Genomic DNA, 22,200 nt, shown 5'->3' with positions numbered 1-22,200 from the left:
GTCGCGCGTGTATAAAAGAGTTGCACCCGGTAACACTTGTTACTGAGGTGATTAAGATGAATGAACAAAACAAAAAATCAATCCAAGAAGAAACTCCTAAAACAACTCAAGGAGTACCGGCTAGTCAGCCCTCTTCATGGAAAAGAGCAATGTCCAAACGCTGGGTCTTCCCGGCAGCCTACATCGCAGCAGCAGGCATTATACTAACCTTAGTGTGGGTCTATCAGGGCACAGGCGACAAAACGCTGAACTCGGACCCTGCTAGCGGGGTAGTAGAAACAGGTGCATCGGCGGGTACAGAAGGAACAGCAGTAGGTGGAGAAGAAAGTGTGGAAGTTGTTGCAAAGTCGGAGAATTTTGTGTGGCCGGTAGCGGTACCGTCCGAAATTTCGGTAGTAAAACCTTTCTATGATAGCGAAGCTTCAACCGAGGAACATGAAGCGGCAATGGTGCAGTACAATGATACATTCATCCCGAACACGGGTGTGGATCTGGCACGTGGGGATAACAAAACGTTTGAAGTCAAAGCAGCACTCGCCGGTAAAGTTACCCGGGTTGAGCAAAATCCGCTCACAGGTCAAGTTGTGGAAATCACACACAGCGATAACCTGAAGACGGTATACCAAAGCTTGGCAGACGTCAAAGTGAAACAGGACGACGAAGTGAAACAGGGAGATGCGATTGCATCCGCTGGCGTCAATGAATTGGGTAAAACGCTTGGCAATCACCTTCACTTTGAAGTGTACGAAGACGGACAGCCAGTTAACCCGCAAGGATATCTTCCGGAAAAATAAATGAATTTTACCGCAGCAACATGATGGGCAGAGGGGTTGAACCTCTGCTCTTTTTGTGCTTTTCAGAAAATAATGGGACCTTCGAAGCTTGTCACACCTCTAAACCGCGAATATATAGGCATGCTCCTCATATAATGTACCAAACTATCCACACAGTAGGGAGGCGGGAGCGTGCACGATTACATCAAGGAACGGACCATCAAAATTGGTCGCTGCATTGTTGAGACGAGGAATACGGTCCGTACCATAGCCAAAGAATTCGGCGTGTCAAAGAGTACTGTGCATAAGGATCTGACGGAGCGTCTGCCGGAAATCAACCCTGATCTTGCTGACCAGGTGAAACACATTTTGGAGTATCACAAGTCCATCCGCCATTTGCGGGGCGGTGAAGCGACCAAAATTAAATACAAAAAAACGAGTGGCAAGAAACGTGAGGTGTTGGCTTCCGCCAAATCGTAAGCATCTTCACAAAGACGTAGGCCAAAAAGCTCACACATGCATTGAATCCCTCCCCTGAAGTATGATATGTTAAATGCTGGTACAGGATCGAATTATGACATCTTATCAGCCCGATTTTTACATATATATGTTGCACTTTGTCGAACGAGCGGTGACGTGATAAGGGACTCTTTTTCACAGGATACGCTGACCAAATAATATCACTTTGGGGGCTCTTTTATGTTTAGCAAGGATATCGGTATTGATCTTGGCACGGCCAACGTGCTTATTCACGTGAAAGGAAGTGGGGTTGTCCTCGATGAACCTTCCGTCGTGACCATTGAAAGAGATACGAAGCGTGTCCTTGCTGTTGGGGAAGAAGCGCGTCGTATGGTGGGGCGTACTCCAGGTAACATTGTTGCCATTAGACCGCTGCGTGACGGCGTTATTGCGGACTTCGAGATTACAGAAGCGATGCTCAGACATTTCATTAATCGTGTGGGTGCAAGAAGCTGGTACAGCCACCCTCGAATTTTGATCTGTGCACCAACGAACATTACTTCCGTGGAGCAGAAGGCCATCCGTGAGGCGGCAGAACGCAGCGGTGCCAAAGAAGTGTTTCTGGAAGAAGAGCCGAAAGCGGCAGCGATCGGTGCGGGAATGGATATTTTTCAGCCGAGCGGCAATATGGTCGTGGATATCGGCGGCGGTACGACTGACGTTGCAGTCCTGTCTATGGGCGACGTGGTCACCGCCTCTTCTATTAAAGTCGCAGGGGACAAGTTCGACGAAGCCATTATCAAGTTTATCAAAGCCAAGTACAAGCTCATGATCGGTGAACGGACCGCTGAAGATCTCAAAATTGCGATTGGTTCCGTGCATCCGGATGGAGGCCAAACGGAGATGGATATTCGCGGACGCGATATGGTATCCGGTCTGCCAGTTACCGTAACGGTATCGGGAAAAGAAGTACAGGAAGCGCTGTGGGATTCCGTGCAATCTATCATCGTCGCAGCGAAGTCGGTATTGGAACGTACACCGCCTGAATTGTCAGCGGACATTATCGACCGTGGTGTTGTATTGACTGGTGGAGGTGCATTGCTGAACGGACTGGACGAGCTTTTGTCCAATGAATTGCATGTACCGGTATGGGTTGCGGAAGATCCAATGCACTGTGTCGTGAAGGGGACAGGCATAATGCTTAATAATTTGGATCAGGTGGTTAAGAAAAAGTTCTAATCTGCCGATATAAATAGCAAAGGTTCGCCATGCTCGGAAAGCAGAACGGACAAGCAGCCAACCTGTGATGCAGGTCAAGCGCTTGAGGAGAGGGGTTAATTCATGTTAAGAGGTCTGTACACCGCTACTGCGGGAATGATTACGCAACAACGCCGCCATGACACAGCAACACAGAATATCGTAAATATGAACACCACGGGATACAAACAGGTGAACAGCGTAAGCCGTTCCTTCCCGGAAATGCTCATTACTTTGGTAGGCGGAGATGCAAATCTCCCGACAAAGCGGCTGGGCAAGCTGAACACGGGGGTGTTCGCGGAAGAGAGTTTGTCCATGAATTTGCAGGGGACCATTATGGAGACTGGGCAGAAAAATGATTTTTCCATTTCATCCAATATGACTGTCAATGATCCGCAGACTGGACAACCTGTCCCGTTTGACGCATCAGGCAAATTTGTACGGGCCGACGGCACGGTGACTTACCAGCCTCAGGCGTATTTTACAGTTCAGGATGCAGAAGGTAACACCGGATATACACGCGATGGTCACTTCGAGATTACTGGAACGGGACAATTGCTGAGTTCAACAGGTTCACAAGTGTTGGATAATAATGGACAACCTGCAGTGTTGACAGGTTCCGTAGAGCAATTTAAAGTGGATGAGCAAGGCCGTTTGGTGGATGCAGCAACGGGTGCACCGACAGGGGTTACTCTCGGCATTAGTGTCATTGACCAACCGAATCAACTGGTTCGTCAAGGTAATGGCAATTTCAGTCTTAGTGATGCAAACGGGGCAACGTCCCGGATGATGGCTGCCGGTGATAATGTGCAGATCCGTCAGGGATACCTGGAAGGTTCCAATGTTGATGCCTCACAGGCAACGGTTGATATGAACGCCGCATTCCGTGCGTATGAAGCAAACCAGAAGATCGTACAATTCTACGACCGCAGTCTGGATAAAGCCGTCAATGAAGTCGGGCGTGTATAACGCCGACGTTTAAATATAACCGCGTAGCGGGAGGGTAACCACCGATGAATAATTCCATGATTAGTGCCAAGGTTTCCATGACCGCCATACAGCAACGACTGGATGTCATTGCCGATAATATTGCCAACGTGAATACGGCAGGCTATAAGAGCAAGCAAGCGGCCTTCGAGGATGTGCTGACCCGGGTGCAACAACAACCGGACAAGTACAAATTGGATGGACGCTCCACACCGATGGGATATAACCTCGGTTTTGGCGCTCGTTTGGCGGATGTGACGAAGGATATGTCTCAAGGCCCCTTGAACGAGACCGGCCTTCCGACCGATCTGGCCATTGAAGGAAATGCCATGTTTGCAGTTGAAGCGAACGGGGAGAAAATGTGGACACGTCAGGGTGCATTTCATTTTGTGCCTGATACAAGACCTAAGCCTACTCCGAATTCACCTGATATGATGGTGATGGTCAATGGTGAAGGCCACTTTGCCCTGGATCGTCAAGGTAATCGTATTACGGCACCGAATAATAGCAAAGTTGCTTTTGATGAAAATGGCAACCTGTTAATCCGACGTGGTAATGGGGCGAACGCAACCATTGGGGCACAACTGCAAGTGGTAGACATTGAACGCCCTGAAGGTCTGGTACAATATGCGGATAACCTCTTTGGCTTGGATGCGGGATTAACCGAGGATGATGTATTTGGCGCTAATGCAGCTACACGTCAAGCGGTTGCCATGATTCGTCCAGGATATCTGGAGCAATCCAATGTGGATATGACACAGGAGATGTCTTTGCTTATGCAAGGACAGCGGACATATCAACTGGCGGCAAAGGCGCTAACTTCAAGTGATTCCATGTTGGGTCTTGCCAACAATATGAGAGCGTAAAAGGTGAATGTGATGACAGAAACACAGCAGCAGAACAGTAAGCCGGAGAAAAAGGAAGTCAAGAAGAAGAAGAGTGGATGGCGCATCGCAAGATGGTTCCTGGTTCCGGTCCTGCTTGTTCTTGCCCTTGCTGGCGGAATGGTAGCTGGATATGTGGTACTGGGCAAACAGGATATCGGTTCCGTATGGCAATGGAGTACATGGGAACATGTATATAATCTGGTGTTCGCTCCATAATGTAACGAGTTAAGCGAAAACTCCTGCGCAGGCAGGAGTTTTCTTTTTGACGTTGAAAACAGTATAATGATGGATGACGTTTGACGTCACAAAAGAGGCCTCCCCTGCGAAAGACATTCGTCATCGCGAAGAGAGACCCCTTATCTTAACCTTCACTACTGCAGTCATGAAGGATATAACTAGTGTTAACCGAAAATATGCTTTCCATACAAAAATTTAAAATTAAAAACCCATTTATATGAGCTTCGACTTGATCATAATCAGGTTTTCCATGTTCGCACTAAAGTCAGTGGAGGGAACGGAATCGTTCGAAAGAAGCGAAGCGCTCGCCTTTGTTTCCTAATGTTATCCATCTGAAAATAATTCAGAAACATTAGGAAACAACAGCGATCGAAAGAACGATCCGTAACCGTAACGGTCACCTATGCGCAAATGAAAAATCCATGATGAAGAACGCTCATATAAACATCCTGAGAGGAGATTACACTGTGCTCGATATCAAACAGATTCAAGAAATCATCCCGCACCGCCCCCCGTTTCTGCTGGTGGACAAGATTCTAGAGATTGAGGATGGCAAACGTGCCGTTGGTTTGAAAAACGTAACCATTAACGAACCATTCTTCATTGGTCATTTCCCAGAGTATCCAGTAATGCCGGGTGTACTGATTACAGAAGCACTAGCTCAAGTTGGTGCGGTAGCCATTCTGAATTTGGAAGGCAACAAAGGAAAAATCGGATTTTTGGCGGGACTGGACAACTTCCGATTCCGTGGACAAGTTGTGCCCGGAGATACGTTGATTCTGGAAGTGGAGATTACACGTCTCAAGGGTTCGATTGGTAAAGGTAAAGCAACTGCCCGAGTGAACGACAAAGTGGTCGCTGAAGGCGAGATCATGTTTGCACTGTCTGACCCAAGCTGATTACATACGTGAGCATTGACATCATGCAGGAACGTAGACGGACCGAACGATGCGAGATGCTGAAGTAACTCAGCACACCTGAATTTATATAGACGGAAGGGGTTTATCAGAATGGAACAGTTAAGCACAGCAGCAGCAGAGACGTTGCAGCAATGGTTGGAGGATGCTTCGATTGATGAAGCAACGAAACAGGAGCTTCGTGACTTGCAGGATCAGCCGAAAGAGCTGGAGGAACGTTTTTACAGAAACCTGGAGTTTGGTACAGGTGGATTGCGCGGAGTCATTGGTGCCGGAAGCAACCGGATGAACCGTTACACCGTAGGTCGGGCAACCCAAGGATTTGCGCGTTATTTGCTTGAGCAGCATGGTGACCAAGAAGGTAAACCTTCCGTTGTCATTGCTCATGATTCCCGTCATTTCTCACCTGAATTCACACTGGATGCTGCGCTTGTACTGGCTGGAAACGGCATTGTAGCCAAGCTGTTCCCATCCCTGCGTTCAACTCCAGAGTTGTCATTTGCAGTGCGTAATCAGAAGGCTACTGGCGGAATCGTTGTAACAGCGAGTCATAACCCACCGGAATACAACGGATACAAAGTCTACAATCATGAGGGCGGTCAATTGGTACCAGCTGAAGCGGAAAAAGTCATTCAGTACATCCAGGAAGTTCCTTCCCTTGCTGACGTGAAGAAGCTGACGCAAGAAGAAGCAGAAGCGCAAGGGCTCCTGATCTGGTTGGGTGAAGACCAAGACCAAGCGTTTGTGGATACCGTAGCAAGCCGCAGTCTGAGCCGCGAACTGATCCAATCCGGCGTAGGTCGTGATTTCAAAATCGTATACACACCGCTGCACGGAACAGGGAACATCCCTGTACGTCGCGTGTTGGAGCAGATCGGTTTTGAGCAGGTACACATTGTAGCGGAACAGGAACAGCCGGATGCTGAGTTCTCTACCGTGAAATCCCCTAACCCGGAAGAACGCGAAGCGTTTACGCTTGCAATGAAGCTGGGGGAATCTGTGGGCGCCGATATTCTGATCGGAACAGATCCAGATGCAGACCGTATGGGTGCTGTCGTGAAAGACAATGATGGCAAATATTTCGTCTTGTCTGGTAACCAGTCTGGTGCCATTATGGTACATTACCTGCTCAGTCGCCTGCAAGAGACAGGAACACTGCCAAGCAATGGCGCAGTTGTCAAAACGATCGTAACAAGTGAGATGGGTGCTGTCATTGCTGAACATTACGGTGCAGAAGTGATGAACACACTGACAGGCTTCAAATATATTGGTGAAAAAATGAACCAGTTCGAAGCAACAGGCAGTCATACCTTCTTGTTCGGATATGAAGAGAGTTATGGCTACCTTTCCGGCAACTATGCCCGCGACAAGGATGCTGTCCTTGCCTCGATGCTGATTGCTGAAGCAGCTGCGTATTATAAGAGCCAAGGCAAGACGTTGTATGATGTCTTGCAAGAGCTGTACAACCAATTCGGATACTTCCTGGAGAAGCTGGAGTCCCGTACGCTGAAAGGCAAAGACGGTGTAGCTCAGATTCAGGCCAAAATGACGGACTGGCGTTCCAATCCGCCACAAGAAGTAGCGGGAATTGCTGTACAAGATGTACTGGACTACTCCCTTGGTCTGGACGGTCTTCCGAAGGAGAACGTACTGAAGTTCATTTTGGCAGACGGTTCATGGTTCTGCTTGCGCCCTTCAGGAACTGAACCGAAGATCAAAGTATACTTCGCTGTTCGTGGAGAGAATTTGGAAGATGCGGAAAGCCGGATCGAGCGTCTGGTGACTACAGTGATGTCGCGTGTAGACGCACAATAATACGAATGCAACAATGAGCAAGAACATGAGAAGGCCTCTCCGCACCGTAAGGTTGGTTGGCGGAGGGGTTTTTCTTTGAAATAATATTATAGATGGCTCTATATAAATTGAACTAAACGTTTACACGAGAACGTAGAGGACAGAAATAACCTGAAGAAGTGGAACGTTCGCCTTTATCGCCAGATTTTCACCTTCATAAAATTAATCAAAAGATCGGGGGATAACAGCGATCGGAAGGTTGTTCTGTCATCGAAGTGGCAAGTGTAAATAATGCTTTAGTTCAATCTATATGGCATATATCAGGGCTTGTTGACACAAGCTGTTTGTAACCTATTGTATGAATGTTAAATGAACGAATTACTTGAGCTGAACGTGCATTTGGTTCCAACACTTGAGGAGGTACATGTAGTGCGTCAAAAATGGCTTTATTGGAATAACGCTTCTCGGAAGTGGTTGTGGCTCGTCGTTATTATCGGTCTGGTTGCGTCCATCCCTGTAATCAGTGATCGGGTGCAGACAGAATCTTCTGCCAAAAAGGTGGAGCTTGTCTTCAACTATCGAGGTCTGCTAGATATCTCCGCGTATCAGGCACATCCGCAAGATTTCATGAATGAACAATTGACTCGTCTAAAAGACGCAGGCGTAACAACGATGGCTGTGTTCGAAAGTACATTGGACGAGCTTAGAAAGACACGCCGACTAATGGTATATAACGGCCAGGATCTCGCGAACCTGACTAAAGATGTGATCCCTTCTAATGCAAATTACACGTATGTGTTATTTACATCGGAGGAAAACGCACAGACGTATACCCCTATTATTGAACAAACGTTCGCTGATCGGCAGATTCCGGTGCAACCATGGGAATATGAAGGTCGTAGCGGCTTAATATTGCAGACTCCTCCGGAGAATGCCAACATGCAGCCTTTGCAGCCCGATCCGGTTGCTGTGAAGATGCTGCGTGATAAAGGTTTCTACATTTTGCCGCGGATCTCGGACAGTGTGCCATACAGCCAGGAATCAATGGAGCGCTTGCTTACCTTCTTCGAAGAGAATGGCGTAAAGCGCATCTTGTTTGATGGTGATGCTGTGAAAGGGTACAATGATAATGCAGAGATGAAAAGTCTCGACCAATTCGCACAGTTGCTAAATAAGCACAATATTGGTCTTGCAGCCATTGAAAACTTGAAGAAACCGCAGTCTGGGTTCCAGACCCTTGCTTATAAAACGGATTACAACGTTACGCGTCTGTACTCGCTTAGTGATGGAGATGCCAATCTGGACGTAGACACGATCGCTGACCGTTTTGTTCTCGCAACTAAGGATCGCAACATTCGTATGCTCTATATGAATGCATCACCAAGCCGGAATACAGCAAAGGCCATGATTACAGATCCAATTGAGAATCTGATCAACAGCCTGGGTGAGCCGGGTCATGCCGTAGAACGCATGGCAAAGCATGGATTCGAGCTAGGACAAGCTGAGGCATTTACAGTTAAGGATTCCTCGATTCAGCGTTATGCCAAGCTGGTTGCTCTTGTTGGTGCAATTGCCATGATTGCACTTATGGTTTCTTATTTTATCCCACTACTGACCTTGATCGCATTTGTGGTTACTTTGGTGGGCAGTGCAGGATTGTTCCTCTTGAAACCAACGCTGCTGGAGCAAGGAATTGCCTTGCTTGTGGCCATAGCCGCGCCGACCATAGCGATGGTGCTGGCCGTTCGTACAGTGAACTATCAGCAACAGCGTCAACCCGACGCATCTGCGGGTCGTCGTTTGAAACAGACTATAGTTTTATATGTAAGAACTTCGATTCTGTCGTTCCTGGCCGTACCTTTTGTTATCGCGTTGCTTAACAGCATTACGTACAGTCTGGTGATCAACCAGTTCCGCGGCGTGAGTCTGTTGCACTTTGCACCGATGGCACTGGTAGCGATATATATTGTGTTTTATCGTGGTTCAGGTTCGTTCTCTATTAAGAAAATTAAAGAAATGCTTCGTATGCCAATTAATGTTTTAATGGTTGTTTTGGCATTGGTTGCTGCCGTTGTTGGGTACTATTACTTGAGCCGTACAGGCAACTCGGGTTCAGTAACACCATTCGAGATGTTCCTTCGTACCACGTTGGAAGATACGTTCGGTGTGCGGCCGAGATTCAAAGAATTTATGCTGGGACACCCGCTATTTATCGTTGGCGTGTTCGCCGCTTTAAAATATCGTAAAGTCATCTTTGTGCTCATTATTGCAGCGATTGGACAGTTGTCCATGGTGGATACGTTTGCGCATATCCATACGCCGGCTGTATTGTCACTCATTCGTGGAGTGATGGGATTGGGACTTGGCTTAATCTTCGGTATCATTGCTGTGGGTGTGTGGCAAGTAGCGGAAGGATGTTGGAAAAAATGGTCACCACTTCTCAAAAGTTAGTCATCTCGGGGTATTACGGATTCCGCAATAGCGGAGACGAAGCGGTGCTAAAGTCGATTTTGACAGCGCTGGAAGAGGAAAGCCAAAGGTCGAACATAACGATTGAACCTATTGTTCTCTCGGGTGATCCCGAGTCGACAACCGCCATGTATGGTGTGCGCTCCGTGCATCGTATGAAATTGAAGGAAGTCCGTGAAGCACTCAAGGAGAGCGACGGGTTAATCAGTGGTGGAGGAAGTCTATTGCAGGATGCAACTGGCCTGAAATCCATTCCTTATTATCTGGGTGTAATCAAGCTGGCCCAGTGGCTGAAAAAACCAACGTTTATCTATGCACAGGGGATTGGCCCTGTGAATCGTAAAATTTTTAATCCGATGATTAAATCGGTCTTTAAGGCCTGCACCTATGTATCCGTTCGGGATGAACAATCTGCAGACTACCTGCGTGGGCTCGGGTTACAGTGGAATCAGATCCATGTTGTACCCGACCCCGTAATGGGTTTGCCATTACCTGAAACAAAAGTTGAGAGGGGCGCAGGTGCTGTCTCAGCAAATGCTGCTACTCAAGCTAATCGAGTGGAACCTTCAACTGGAGGACATACCAAGCTTCCTGTGATCGGCGTATCGGTACGTTTTTGGGAATCAGACCGGAAGGAACTTACGGCTATTGCAGCAGGATTGAAAAAGCTGTGCTCCAAAAGAGCGGTGCACTTGCGTTTTCTGCCATTTCATTTGCCGGTTGATGAACAGGCATCACGATTCCTTATGGAAATGCTCGGTGATGTGACCAGCAAAGGCAGCGAGATTAGCATCACACAGGACCTGACCGACCCTCAGCTTATGCTGGAGGAAGTCAGCGAGTGTGATCTTGTTATCGGTATGCGTCTGCACAGTCTGATCTATGCAGCTTCGCAGTATGTGCCACCGGTGGGTATCTCGTATGACCCGAAAATCGATCAATTCTTGCTTCGGCTAGATAGTGAACCAGCAGGGGATACAAGCTCACTCGATGGCGACAAACTCGCCAAGACTGTCGTTGGATTGCTGGATCAACGATCACAGTGGCTGAAGGAACATGAAGATGGCATCACCGAATTGAAGCAGGAAGCCAGAGTGCCTGCACAGCAGATTATTAACTATTTAGGCCGCAAAGGATGAGATAAAGATGAGTCAGACCGGATCCATACCTACCGTTTCGATCTACGGCATTCCTTTTTCCAAACTGACGATGAAAGAAACGGTAAAGGTTCTCCAGGAAGCTGTGCTGTCCAAGCAACCACATCAAGTCATTACAGCCAACCCGATCATGGTTATGGCTGCACTGGAAAATCCCGCAATCATGGAAGTCATGCAATCTGCGGAATTAATTGTTCCTGATGGAACAGGAGTTGTATGGGCGGCAAACTATTGTGGAGATCCAGTAGCTGAGCGAGTGCCGGGATTTGAGCTTTTACATGAATTGCTGCGTGTTGGAGAAAACTATCGATGGGGCGTATATCTGCTTGGTTCCACCCCTGAGGTGATTCAAGAAACGGCAGTTCGGTTACAACAGCAATATCCGGCGATTCGAATTGTGGGTTATCGCGACGGTTATTTTGGTCCGGCTGAGGATGAACAGGTCATCGCTTCCATTCGGGAAGCGGCACCTGATCTGTTGTTTGTAGCACGTGGGGCCGACACACAAGAACCGTGGATTCACAAGCACAAAGATGCACTACAAGTTCCCGTAACCATGGGCGTAGGCGGCAGCTTTGATGTGATTTCGGGCAAAACGAAACGTGCGCCTGTGCTGTTCCAAAAGTTAAGACTGGAATGGTTTTATCGCTTATTACGTGAACCAAGCCGGGCTGGTCGGATGCTTGCGCTTCCGAAATTCGCTGTTAAGGTGATGCGTGACAAAGAAAACGTGACAAAAGTCCGTTAAAAACAGGTAATTAAGAGATAATTGCTTGTTTATGCTAGAAATTGAGGATAGCTTTTCGGGTGTGATGAGCGTATAATTCATTCCGGATTACATGTGTGCCACTCAAATGAAACTTTAAGTTGCACGTTGCCACTTCGATGTCAGAATAACCTTTTGATCGCTGTTATCCCTGGATTTCTTTTTCTAACCTTTTCAAGGTTGAAATCCCGTGATAAAGGCGAACGCTTCGCTTCTACAGGTTATTTCTGCCCTCTCCGTTCTGGTGCAAATGGCATTTTTCATCAAAAGTGACTAACAAATAATTTTTTATATATATAAAAAGAGATCAGGGGATTTATAATTTCGTACAGGTATTATAATTGGGGGTCGAATGTTCAAATGGTAGCGATCTTTATCATTGGATTTATCGTGTCAATGGGACTGGCTCTTGCCCTGACACCACTTGTCAAAAAGTTCGCAGTCCGCATTGGCGCAATGGATACGCCGAATGCACGTAAAGTACACACACGGATCATGCCGCGTCTTGGTGGTCTGGGGATATTCCTGGCCTTTATTATTACAGTTGCTGCATTGCTTCCGTTTGTATCGGCATGGTTCACAACTCGGGATATGAGTTTTGTCAGCGCGTTTCTGATTGGTGGAACAATTATCGTGCTGATCGGAGCACTCGATGATCGGTTTGAACTGTCAGCCAAAGTGAAGTTGCTCGGTCAGATCGTTGCTGCTTCTGTCGTTGTATTTGGATTTAATATCCGGGTAGATTTCGTTAACATCCCGTTTCAGGATTCCTATTCTTCACTTGAAGCTTGGGTATCCATTCCGCTGACGATCTTATGGATCGTTGGTGTAACCAATGCGATTAACCTGATAGATGGTCTGGATGGTCTTGCTGCCGGTGTATCTGGTATTGCAATTGGTACCATCGCCGTGATGTCCTTCTTGATGGGGAACATGATGATCGCCTTGATGTGCCTTGTGTTGCTGGGTAGTATCATCGGATTCCTGTTCTTCAACTTCCACCCGGCCAAGATCTTCATGGGGGATACCGGGTCACTATTCCTTGGTTTCTCTCTGGCAATGCTATCTATGCTCGGATTCAAACAAATTGCTATCGTGTCCTTTATTACCCCGCTGATCATTATCGGTGTGCCGCTCTCGGATACCTTCTTCGCGATTATCCGTCGTGCGGTACAACGGAAACCGATATTTGCACCGGACAAAGGTCACCTGCATCACTGCTTGCGTGAACTTGGATTCAGTCACCGTCAGACGGTACTGATCATATACGGAATTGCCGCATTCTTCGGAGTTCTGGCGATTATCCAATCGTCTGCTGCCATGTTTGAAGCGAACTGGGTAACGTTTGTGGTCATCTGTATCATGATGTTCTTCCTCCAGGTGGGAGCGGAAGTCATCGGGCTTGTTAGCAAAACGAGAAGACCGGTTATTAACTTCCTGATGCGTATGCGCGTCAAGCTGAATCCGGAGACCCGTTCGAAATCATAAATAGATAAATGTAATGGTTACAGCTATTCTTGAATATTATTCCAGACCCAGCCTTATCCCATGTGGATAAGGTTTTTTGTTTATTTTGAGGTTTTTACTAAATAATTGGAACCTTTTGCCGATATATAAAGGTAACTGACTTAAAAGAGGAGAGATGATATTTAATGCAACAAAAGAAACGGCCGTTGGTCTGGATCATGTTGGTCACCATGGTGTTCTCATTGTTCCCACAAGGTCTATTCGGTGGGTCCGTTGCTTCGGCTGCAGATGAGCCTAATCCTAGTACAGCTTCCTACTTCATCCCAGATTTGAAAACCTTGCGAGAGACATCTGATCTTTCGATTGATGCTGCTAATGCAAACAAGGTATTTCTTACAAGAGATAAAGCCTACGTTACCAAAGACTCAAAGGTCACAGTTACAGGAACATTCTCGGGGGTTAGCACTGATAACCTGAAAGCATCGGTGGAACAATTAACTCTATCTAGCAATAACACGAAATGGACGGTTGAGGCAGGACGTACGAGAACAGGCAGTATCATAGCTGATGCTGGTTCTCAAGCTGCCCCTAAGTTCACAGCTACATTAGACTTGTTTCCGGGATTTAACCAGGTTACCCTAACTGGAAGTGGATTAAATAATGTTGAACGCTCTAATACATTTTATATTTTATACGAAGAAACTCCATTAATTGAGAAATTAACCGTAACGACTGATTTCACCACAGGCAATGGACAAGAATTCAATCTGAATGGTGTGTCAGAAACAATTGTAGATACGAAAGATGTTACTTTCGGTTTAACGCTTCAGAATGCAACTAAAGTATCCCTTTCCATCAATGGTGGGACTAAGGTAGATGCTTTTCCTACCCAGAATAATGAGATTAGTCAGAAGTTCTTTACTCCACCATTAGAGCTTGCAAGTGGTAAAAACAAAGTTGTGTTTGACATTGTTGGCCCATCCAGTTCGATGACAGTTGAAAGAACGTTGTATTACTTTGACAAGAATCAGGCATTTGCAGACTTGCAGATTAACATTGCTGGAGAGGAGAAGTCGGTTCTTAATAACAAAGCAAACTTCTCAACCCCGGCAACAACAGCTAAACTGTCGGGTCAACTTATATTGCCTTACTCTACGACTCCATTTGACGGTACTACAGGTATTGAAGTAAATAACATTACCTATCCTGTAACAGTTGATTCTAGTAAAGATATCCTTATTACTGGTGCTAATGGAGTTGACTATCAGTACAGAATGATTACATTTGAAGGTGTTGGAGAATATACTTTGGCCGCTACTGGTGGCGTGCCGATTAAAAACCAGCCGATTAAAGTGGTTGCACAATATGGATCATTTAATACTGGATATACGGGTGAGTTTACTTACTCACCAGACAGCAAAGATATAACGAATGTTTATTATCTGCCTGGTTACACTAGTGGTCCAGTTGATTCGAAAGTTCAGTTGAACAAAACTGACTATACTAAAGTGGCGGAAGATTCATTTTACATCCTGGTTGAGTCAACTCAAACAATCAAGGGTGCAGACATCAATGGTAAATATCTTCCTTCACTAACAGTACCATTAAGTATTACGCCCGTTAATGATAATACTGCAGGGCTTAAAGATACTCAGCAAATATATAAAATCAACAAAATTTCGGGTGGACAACAGAAGATCAGTTTTTATTATGGAGATTCAACTAAAGCGCCTGAGTTACCTTTTGTAGCTTGGATAAGTTACGCATCAAGCAGTTCGATATATATCGAAAACCTTCAAGATGGTCAGACATTTAAGTTTAATTCAGGCAATAAATCTGCGAAATTAGAGGTCATCGGTAAGTATCTTGATTTCCGCAATGTGGATAATTCAACTGGACCCAAAACTGGCTTTAAAGCTGAGTTGCAAGTAAATGGTAAAGTGGAGAAACCAGATACAGGATTTCCAACGTTATCCGGAAATAACTTCAAGTTTGATTTGGGTATAACCAAAGATGGCCCTCTTGGTTATGGGCAAAATATAATTCGTATTACGGCTACAGATGCGGATGAAAAAGGTGCACCAGTAATAATTACGAGAACACTTACGGTGTATATTATTGATGAAAATGTATCTACTATTGATTCATTTATGCCTACAGCTGTACCTAAGTCTTCTAACGCGAGAGCACCGTTTTATGAAAAGGAGATAACAAGTTATACATCAGAAGAGATGAGTAACATCTTCGCTGTAACTCCTGATTTTGCGTATAAAGAGAATAAATACGTAACAAGTGAAGATACCTATGATCTTGTGTTTAGAGGTGGCGGCGCCCAGATTGCTAATGTCTACTTTGGTTCTGAATTGATTTTCCGTCATGAACAGACAGGTACATTGACACTTGATTTGGATAAGGATGGTCCATCGCCTCAGCTCAAAAAGTATGACTTTGCTGGTAATGAGAAACAGTTTATAGCTCGGATCAAGAACTTGAAATTTGATTCGCCAGGTACACAGGTATATACACTTGAGTTAATTAACAGCACAGGTGCCAGAACAACACAAAGGCTGGAGATCGTCCGTGAACCATCTTCTTTCCGTATTGTGGCACCACAACCGACAGTTGGAGATAAAATTGTTGTTAACAAAAACTATATTCGGTTCGATATTGAAGCGGAGGGTGCTTCTCGAGTAGTAATTGATAAGAATGTGGCAACAAAACGTACAGACATGAATAATCGGTATATCTATGATTACGTTGGTTTGAAACCGGACAAGGATAATAAGATCAAAATTTCCATTGAACGAGATGGTAGTACAATTAATGAAACGATCAACGTATTCTATACAGCGGCAGTAACCGTAGACAGTCAGTTTATGGCTCCTAAAGTGGCTAACAAGTATACGGTGTTCAACAAAGGACTGACATTATCTTTCCCTAAGGGGACAATTCTTCAGGCTAAAGTTGATGGAGGCACGAAGTTCTATCCTGACAATAAAATTCTATTCGGTATCGCTGATCCTCTGAACGGTGTACTGGAACGTAAGAATGATTACGGCAATGTAATAAATATTGATCGAGACATGAGAACTGTTCGTGGGGAAAGTGCTATCGCACTTCGAGAGGATTTAATTAGTGCATTCAGCTCAACAAACAACACTGGGAACTTTACCTTAATCTCAGATGTATATTGGATTAACGGTGGACTGGGTGAGTTGAACAATTTACCTTATACGGATGGTATACCACCATATTCGATCTATGGTTATTATCCTGAGTATCCAACTTCAAGAATTCTCACTCCTTCACAGCGAGGAAGTCTGACGCTTCAATATGATCCAAGTATTGTTGATGAAGTTGGCTCAACCATTACCGTATTCCGCTATACTGATGTAAGTGATCAGAAACAGTGGATTCCGATTGGTGGGGTTGTTGATACCAAAGCACACACCATTACTGTGCCTTTCGACGAGTTCGGTTATTATAAAGTTATGAAGCAGAGCAAAAGCTTCCAGGATATAACGAATCACCCTTGGGCTCGTAATATGTTGAACGCTTTGTACTCAAAAGGCATAATGAAAGCACTTCGTACAGGCGAGTTCGGTGCAGATGATCAAACCACACGTGGGGAATTTGCAACATTGCTAGTTAAAGGTCTGAATATCCCCCTTAATTACGATGCTAATAAGCAGACATTTATTGATGTGTCGAAAAGAGCAGAGAAGAACTCTTGGAGCTTTGCTGCCATTGAGACAGCAGCTCGTGCGGGAATTGTACAAGGGTTAAGTGATGGATACTTTGGGGTGGAGGATCGGATAACGCGTGAGCAGGCTGCGGTCATGATTGCTAGAGCGATGAGTAGTAAGCTCGCGATAAATGACAGTAAACTTTCAGCTGCTCTTGCTAAATCATTCCAAGATTCCGGCTCCATTGAGCATTATGCACGACCGGCTGTTCAAGCCGTCACCAAAGCGAAAATCATGGAAGGTAGTCCTGTAACAGTAACAGGTTCTACCAAGCAGCAATTCCAATTCAATCCGAAGGGAAACCTGACTCGTGCAGAGGCTGCTAAGATCGCAGTGGAACTACTCAAAAAGAGTACGAAGCTATTCCCTAAAAACTTGAGTTAATTCTAGTTATGAGATGAAATTTGTTCTATGACCTGCCCCTTTCATTAAAGGGGTAGGTTCTTTTTAATGACGGTCAACAAATTGACAAACAACACATTTATAATAGAAGGAAACTGTTTTTTACCAATAACTATTTTTGTAATTTGCTAGAGTTTAAGATACAATAACGGTAAATACACAATGATCTAGAGGGTGAAGTTAGCTAATGAAACCGATTTATTCGAAAGCCCAGCTGGGCTACATGAAGGCAAAGACACAGTTTGAGAAGCAGGCAGTCATTCTGGAGAAAAAGTTGGAAGATACACGCAAGACTCAGGAGATCTCTCAGGAAGTTATGGAAGGGCTTGTACAGTCCACTGGCTTCCATGATGCTTATAACAATCTGGTTCTGGCTGAGAATGAGTTGATTGAATGGTCTCACACAACGATGAAGCATGAGAAAACGTACCGTGAGAACAGACAACCAATTGACGATATGTATCTGAGATTGAACAGTGATCCAAATATGCGTGCTCAAATTATTGAACTCGCGATGAAGATTAAATAACTTATATTTCCAGAACTGCACCAGAAGCATCCCAATAGGGGTGCTTTTTTATTTTATTTTTTGTGAATTTTGTCGCTTCATAGGTTGAAGTTGCGGGTATAAATAAACGTTGGTAGCACAGACAAACCAGAGATCATAATTCAAAGTTACTACTGTATCAACGGTTTGAAAAGGTTTTGAATGGCTTCAATACCCGCACTGTACCTATACATAAAAAAAATCAAAACTTTTTTTGTGCAATCCGCAACTTTTTGAAATCTACTGCGTTTAAAGTGTAGAGTCGAAAACATTGGGCCTGTTACCAAGAATGACCTCGTGAAGAATCTTGTCTATTTTTTAGAAAAAATTGCTTTACGGCACGAGAGACCCATTGTATAATACGTAAGGTAGGATTAGGAAACTACTCTATTTTCGTGTAAATCTGCGTTACAACCTAGTTTACAAGTTTCTGTGATATGCTCACAGACATCATTTATATTAACTTGCTCACAAACTCTGGAAAGGGGGTGCAACAATATATGAGAAATACGAGCGACCCTATTAAAGAAAATTCAAATGTTATGAACGCCCAAGGAGGAGAAAAAAAGGTTATGAAGAAAATTTTATCCGTAGCATTGTCTACAGCAATGGCATTCTCAATGTTTGCATCTGTAGCATTCGGTGACACAGCAGTTTCCCCGCAACAACAGTTTGATGCATTGAAAGCAAAAGGTATCTTCAACGGTTATCCGGATGGTACAGCAGGTCTTGACAAAGACATGACTCGCGCTGAGTTTGCAAAAGTTATCACTAAATTGCTGGGTCTGAAAGAGATCACTGGAACTCTTTCTTACACTGACAAAAACTACACAGCTAAGAACTGGGCTGTACCTTACATCGAAGCAGTAACTGCTGCGGGTATCATGGAAGGTAAAAACGTAGAGAAAAAAATCTTTGACTTCAACGGTAAAGTGACGGTAGCTGAAATGGCTACAATCTTGACTCGTGCACTTGACCTTGAAATCCCAGCTGAAACTGACAACACTGCAGCAGCATGGGCTAAAGGTTACGCTCAAGCAGCAATCAACGCTGGTCTGATCGATGCTAAAGCTAACTTCGGTGCTAACGCTTCCCGTGAATTGCTTGTAGGCGCTGCTTACGCAATTGACGAAGCACAAAGTTTGAAAGTAACTTCTTACACAGTATCTGAGGCTGGTAAAGTAGTTGAGTTCAAAATCAGCGATGGCGAAACTGTAAAAGTTACTTTGGATAAAGCTCTTGAAGCTAACAAAGAAACTGAAGTGAAATTCACTTACAAAGATAAAGAATTCACTGAGAAAGTTACTTATGTAGTAACTACAGCTACTAAAGTAGAAAAAGTAACTGCAGCTAACCTGAAAGAAGTAACTGTTGCATTTGATGGTACTGTTGATGAAGATACTGCTACTGACATCTCTAACTACTCTTTGAAATCAGGCAAAGCAATCAAAACTGCTACACTGTCTGATGATAAGAAAACAGTTACAGTTGAATTGCAAGGTACTTTGAACAACAATAAAGTTGACTTCTTAAATGTTTCCAACGTTAAAGCTGGTAATGTTGTAGTAAGTGCAAAAGACGTTGAATTCTCAATCGCGGACAATGAGCTTCCTAAAGTTGAATCAGTTAAATCTTTGGGTACTAAATCCGTTAAAGTAGTATTCAGTGAGCCGGTACAATTGCCAGCACAAGGTAACTTCGAACTTGATGGCAAAGCATACTTCGGTAAAATCACTCAACCTACATTGAGAACAGTTGTGTTGACACCTTACAGCACTTCAGCTCTTACTGTTGGAGATCACAAACTGACTGTAGTTGGCGCTAAAGACTATGCTGGTTTTGTATCCCTGACTTCTACACATGACATCACAGTTGTTGAAGACAAAGATGCTCCAACAATTACTGCAGCAACTGCAACTTTGGAAAGTGTAACTCTTACATTCTCTGAAGAAGTTGATCCAGAAACTCTTGATTCAGACAACGTATACTGGAAATCCGGTACTGACAAAATCAAAGCTACTGGAACACCAAAAGCATTGGCTGACAACAAATACAAATTCACTTTTGACAAAGCAAACGCTCTGCCAACAGGTGCTGTATTGATCTATGTTGAAGGAGTGAAAGACTACTCTGGAAACCAAATTGCTAAGGACACTTCAGTTACAGTTAATGCTGAAATTGACCAAACTCGTCCTGAAGTAAGAAAAGCAGAAGCAATCGATTCCAAACACATTCAAGTTACTTTCTCTAAAGCACTTCTTAATGATTCTGTAAAAGAAATTAAGAACTATAGTGTAACTGATAAAGACGGAAAAGTTGTTGCTGTGAAAGATGCAGTAAGAAGTGGTAATGACAATAATGTTATTACAATTGAATTGTACACTGCATTGTCCACAGGCGATAACACAGTGACAATCAAAAACATCAAAGACAACACAAGACTTGGTAACACAATGCTTGACTACAGCGGTAAAGTGAATTTGGCTGATGTAACGACTCCTAAATTGGATTCCAAATTGGTTAGCGTTAGTAACCGTACTGTAATTGTTGGATTTGACAAGAAAATGGATCCAGCAACACTTGCTGACTACTCTAACTATCATGTCCAAATTAACGGAGACAGAGTTACATTGACTCCTGAATTGGCTGATATCACTGTATTGAACGACAGCAAAGCGGTTTCCATTAAATTTGTTGAAACTTACAAAAATCAACCTGTTGTATTTGCAGCTGGGAACTCTACTACACAAAGAAATGTACAAAACTTGTATGTTCTTGGTGTGAAAGATACAGCTGGTAACTTGCTGAAACAATTTGTTGATAACAGCGGATTGAATGTAATTCCTACAACTGCTGATATTACTGTTGGATTGGCTACTTATGATACAGACTATACTGGACATAGCGCAGCTCTGACAGCGAAAAACACAATTCAAGTTAAATTGTCTTCAAGCGTATCATCTGCTCCTAAAGATGCATTTACTGTAACTAATGCTGCGGGTAATCAAGTTGCTATCAAAGAAGTAGTACTTGATGGAACTTCTGTTGTTAAATTGGTTCTTGAGAATGACATTGGTACTGCTACAAGTGGGTTGAACGTTAAGGTTAACGTTAACAGACTGGTAACATTGGCTGGTTCTTCTGCTACAGTTGCAGACCAAACTACTACTGTACTTGATAAAGTAGCTCCAGTTGTTAAACCTAATGTTTCTGGTGGATATCAAAATCTGCAAGTAACTGGTGAAACTATCAAAGTAGAATTCTCTGAGACGCTTAAATTAGACACTGCTGCAAACGAAACGCTGCTTGCTAAAGACTTTGAAGTTGTACGTTATTTCGACAATAAAAAGCTGGTTGCAGGTAATGACTTTACAGTAAGTTTTGTTGCAGGTAATGAATTCGTTACTATTAACCTTAAAGATGGAGCAAGCAGAACTGCTGATACTAAGTATACTGTCAACTTCACAGGATCTAAGTATCTTACAGACGACACTGTTGTGAAAAACGAAGTTGCATCTTTCTCTAACATTCAAACTGATCGTAATGTGTTAGAGGGTGCTACAGGTACAGCAGTAACAACAGCAACAACAGCAGTAGTAAAAGCTGAAACTACTCGAGTACAGGCTGATGTAACAGCAGCTCAAACATTGGTTACTGCACTGCCAACTGGCACTGCAAAAACTGATCTTCAAGCTCGTTTGACTACAGTTCAAAATGCAATTGACGCAGCAACAGCTGCTGATAAAGCAGTAGCTGATGCAACTGCAGCAGTAGTAAAAGCTGAAGGTAGCAAATTGCAAGCTGATGTAACAGCAGCACAACCACTAGTTACAACATTGCCAGCTGGCGCAGCTAAAACTGATCTTCAAACTCGTTTGACTGCAGTTTCAGATTACATTACTGCAAAAGCTGCAGCTCAATCTGCAATCGATGCAGCTACAGTTAAAGCTAATGCAGCAGTGGCTGGTAATGCTACAGGTCAATATCCTGCAAGTGCCATCACTGACTACAAAACTGCTATCACTGCAGCTCAAGCTGTAGTAGACAATGCAAATTCTACAACAGCTAACTTAACTACTGCTGTTTCAACTTTGGGAGCTGCTACAACAGCTTTTGAAGGAACAGTAGCGCCTTAACTAATCGCATCATCTGTTTCGAAATGGTCAACCACTTGTGGTTGACCATTTTTTATTGATTATGATAAGATCTATCGCTTCATCCAATTGTAAGTGACTGTTCAGTTTGAGTAAGAGTATTGTAGCGGTAATGATATTTGAAAGTAAAATTCAAGTATTTGAAGGATAAGGTTCTATCTGTTACTGATGCATTTGAGAA

At 44.2% G+C, this 22,200-nt stretch carries 15 protein-coding genes; all 15 read left to right on the top strand.

What is annotated here, in order from left to right; translation table 11 throughout:
• The first annotated feature begins 56 nt into the window (after nt 1-56).
• The gene (locus F0220_RS27365) at nt 57-794 is read left to right on the top strand and encodes a M23 family metallopeptidase (RefSeq protein ID WP_105600130.1); all 738 of its coding nucleotides are present in this window, start codon (nt 57-59) and stop codon (nt 792-794) included.
• A gap of 171 nt (nt 795-965) precedes the next feature.
• Entirely contained in the window at nt 966-1,253 is a 288-nt protein-coding gene (gene spoIIID / locus F0220_RS27360) for a sporulation transcriptional regulator SpoIIID (RefSeq protein WP_024632710.1), read from the top strand.
• A gap of 219 nt (nt 1,254-1,472) precedes the next feature.
• Nucleotides 1,473-2,471 (top strand): rod shape-determining protein, encoded by a 999-nt coding sequence (locus F0220_RS27355; RefSeq protein WP_076209800.1) that lies wholly within the window; start codon nt 1,473-1,475, stop codon nt 2,469-2,471.
• A 102-nt stretch (nt 2,472-2,573) separates the two neighbouring features.
• The gene (locus F0220_RS27350; protein WP_149846826.1) at nt 2,574-3,458 is read left to right on the top strand and encodes a flagellar hook-basal body protein; all 885 of its coding nucleotides are present in this window, start codon (nt 2,574-2,576) and stop codon (nt 3,456-3,458) included.
• A 44-nt stretch (nt 3,459-3,502) separates the two neighbouring features.
• Complete coding sequence (locus F0220_RS27345; protein WP_091012963.1) at nt 3,503-4,342, top strand: flagellar hook-basal body protein; 840 nt, start codon at nt 3,503-3,505, stop codon at nt 4,340-4,342.
• A 12-nt stretch (nt 4,343-4,354) separates the two neighbouring features.
• Nucleotides 4,355-4,579 (top strand): DNA-directed RNA polymerase subunit beta, encoded by a 225-nt coding sequence (locus F0220_RS27340; RefSeq protein ID WP_017691949.1) that lies wholly within the window; start codon nt 4,355-4,357, stop codon nt 4,577-4,579.
• 488 nt (nt 4,580-5,067) lie between these two features.
• Nucleotides 5,068-5,499: a 3-hydroxyacyl-ACP dehydratase FabZ gene (fabZ, locus tag F0220_RS27335; protein ID WP_036613058.1), complete on the top strand. Its 432-nt coding sequence runs from the start codon at nt 5,068-5,070 to the stop codon at nt 5,497-5,499.
• A 111-nt stretch (nt 5,500-5,610) separates the two neighbouring features.
• On the top strand, nt 5,611-7,332 hold the full coding sequence (locus F0220_RS27330) for a phospho-sugar mutase (protein ID WP_105600127.1): 1,722 nt from the start codon (nt 5,611-5,613) through the stop codon (nt 7,330-7,332).
• A gap of 408 nt (nt 7,333-7,740) precedes the next feature.
• Nucleotides 7,741-9,762 carry a DUF5693 family protein gene (locus tag F0220_RS27325; RefSeq protein WP_105600125.1) on the top strand — a complete coding sequence of 674 codons (2,022 nt, stop codon included), beginning with the start codon at nt 7,741-7,743 and terminating at the stop codon, nt 9,760-9,762.
• On the top strand, nt 9,738-10,919 hold the full coding sequence (gene csaB / locus F0220_RS27320) for a polysaccharide pyruvyl transferase CsaB (protein WP_105600124.1): 1,182 nt from the start codon (nt 9,738-9,740) through the stop codon (nt 10,917-10,919). The genes F0220_RS27325 and csaB overlap by 25 nt, the downstream gene beginning before the upstream one ends.
• 7 nt (nt 10,920-10,926) lie before the next feature.
• Complete coding sequence (locus F0220_RS27315; RefSeq protein ID WP_105600122.1) at nt 10,927-11,685, top strand: WecB/TagA/CpsF family glycosyltransferase; 759 nt, start codon at nt 10,927-10,929, stop codon at nt 11,683-11,685.
• A gap of 378 nt (nt 11,686-12,063) precedes the next feature.
• Nucleotides 12,064-13,191 carry a glycosyltransferase family 4 protein gene (locus tag F0220_RS27310; RefSeq protein ID WP_036612523.1) on the top strand — a complete coding sequence of 376 codons (1,128 nt, stop codon included), beginning with the start codon at nt 12,064-12,066 and terminating at the stop codon, nt 13,189-13,191.
• A gap of 164 nt (nt 13,192-13,355) precedes the next feature.
• Nucleotides 13,356-17,300 carry an S-layer homology domain-containing protein gene (locus F0220_RS27305; protein ID WP_105600121.1) on the top strand — a complete coding sequence of 1,315 codons (3,945 nt, stop codon included), beginning with the start codon at nt 13,356-13,358 and terminating at the stop codon, nt 17,298-17,300.
• 205 nt (nt 17,301-17,505) lie between these two features.
• Nucleotides 17,506-17,847, top strand: coding sequence for a hypothetical protein (locus tag F0220_RS27300; RefSeq protein ID WP_036612519.1), 342 nt, complete (start codon nt 17,506-17,508; stop codon nt 17,845-17,847).
• Between the two features lie 518 nt (nt 17,848-18,365).
• Nucleotides 18,366-22,001: an S-layer homology domain-containing protein gene (locus F0220_RS27295; RefSeq protein WP_181155500.1), complete on the top strand. Its 3,636-nt coding sequence runs from the start codon at nt 18,366-18,368 to the stop codon at nt 21,999-22,001.
• The last annotated feature ends 199 nt before the right edge of the window (nt 22,002-22,200 follow it).

This window comes from Paenibacillus sp. 37 (assembly GCF_008386395.1).
GTDB classification, from domain to species: Bacteria; Bacillota; Bacilli; order Paenibacillales; family Paenibacillaceae; genus Paenibacillus; species Paenibacillus amylolyticus_B.
This window is presented reverse-complemented; position numbering and strand designations above follow the sequence as displayed.

Coding starts and splice junctions, on each gene's coding strand:
- F0220_RS27315 (WP_105600122.1), top strand. CDS start 10,927: ATGAGTCAGACCGGATCCATACCTACCGTTTCGATCTACGGCATTCCT.
- F0220_RS27365 (WP_105600130.1), top strand. CDS start 57: ATGAATGAACAAAACAAAAAATCAATCCAAGAAGAAACTCCTAAAACA.
- F0220_RS27330 (WP_105600127.1), top strand. CDS start 5,611: ATGGAACAGTTAAGCACAGCAGCAGCAGAGACGTTGCAGCAATGGTTG.
- F0220_RS27295 (WP_181155500.1), top strand. CDS start 18,366: ATGAGAAATACGAGCGACCCTATTAAAGAAAATTCAAATGTTATGAAC.
- F0220_RS27355 (WP_076209800.1), top strand. CDS start 1,473: ATGTTTAGCAAGGATATCGGTATTGATCTTGGCACGGCCAACGTGCTT.
- F0220_RS27310 (WP_036612523.1), top strand. CDS start 12,064: ATGGTAGCGATCTTTATCATTGGATTTATCGTGTCAATGGGACTGGCT.
- F0220_RS27350 (WP_149846826.1), top strand. CDS start 2,574: ATGTTAAGAGGTCTGTACACCGCTACTGCGGGAATGATTACGCAACAA.
- F0220_RS27340 (WP_017691949.1), top strand. CDS start 4,355: ATGACAGAAACACAGCAGCAGAACAGTAAGCCGGAGAAAAAGGAAGTC.
- F0220_RS27305 (WP_105600121.1), top strand. CDS start 13,356: ATGCAACAAAAGAAACGGCCGTTGGTCTGGATCATGTTGGTCACCATG.
- F0220_RS27345 (WP_091012963.1), top strand. CDS start 3,503: ATGAATAATTCCATGATTAGTGCCAAGGTTTCCATGACCGCCATACAG.
- csaB (WP_105600124.1), top strand. CDS start 9,738: ATGGTCACCACTTCTCAAAAGTTAGTCATCTCGGGGTATTACGGATTC.
- F0220_RS27300 (WP_036612519.1), top strand. CDS start 17,506: ATGAAACCGATTTATTCGAAAGCCCAGCTGGGCTACATGAAGGCAAAG.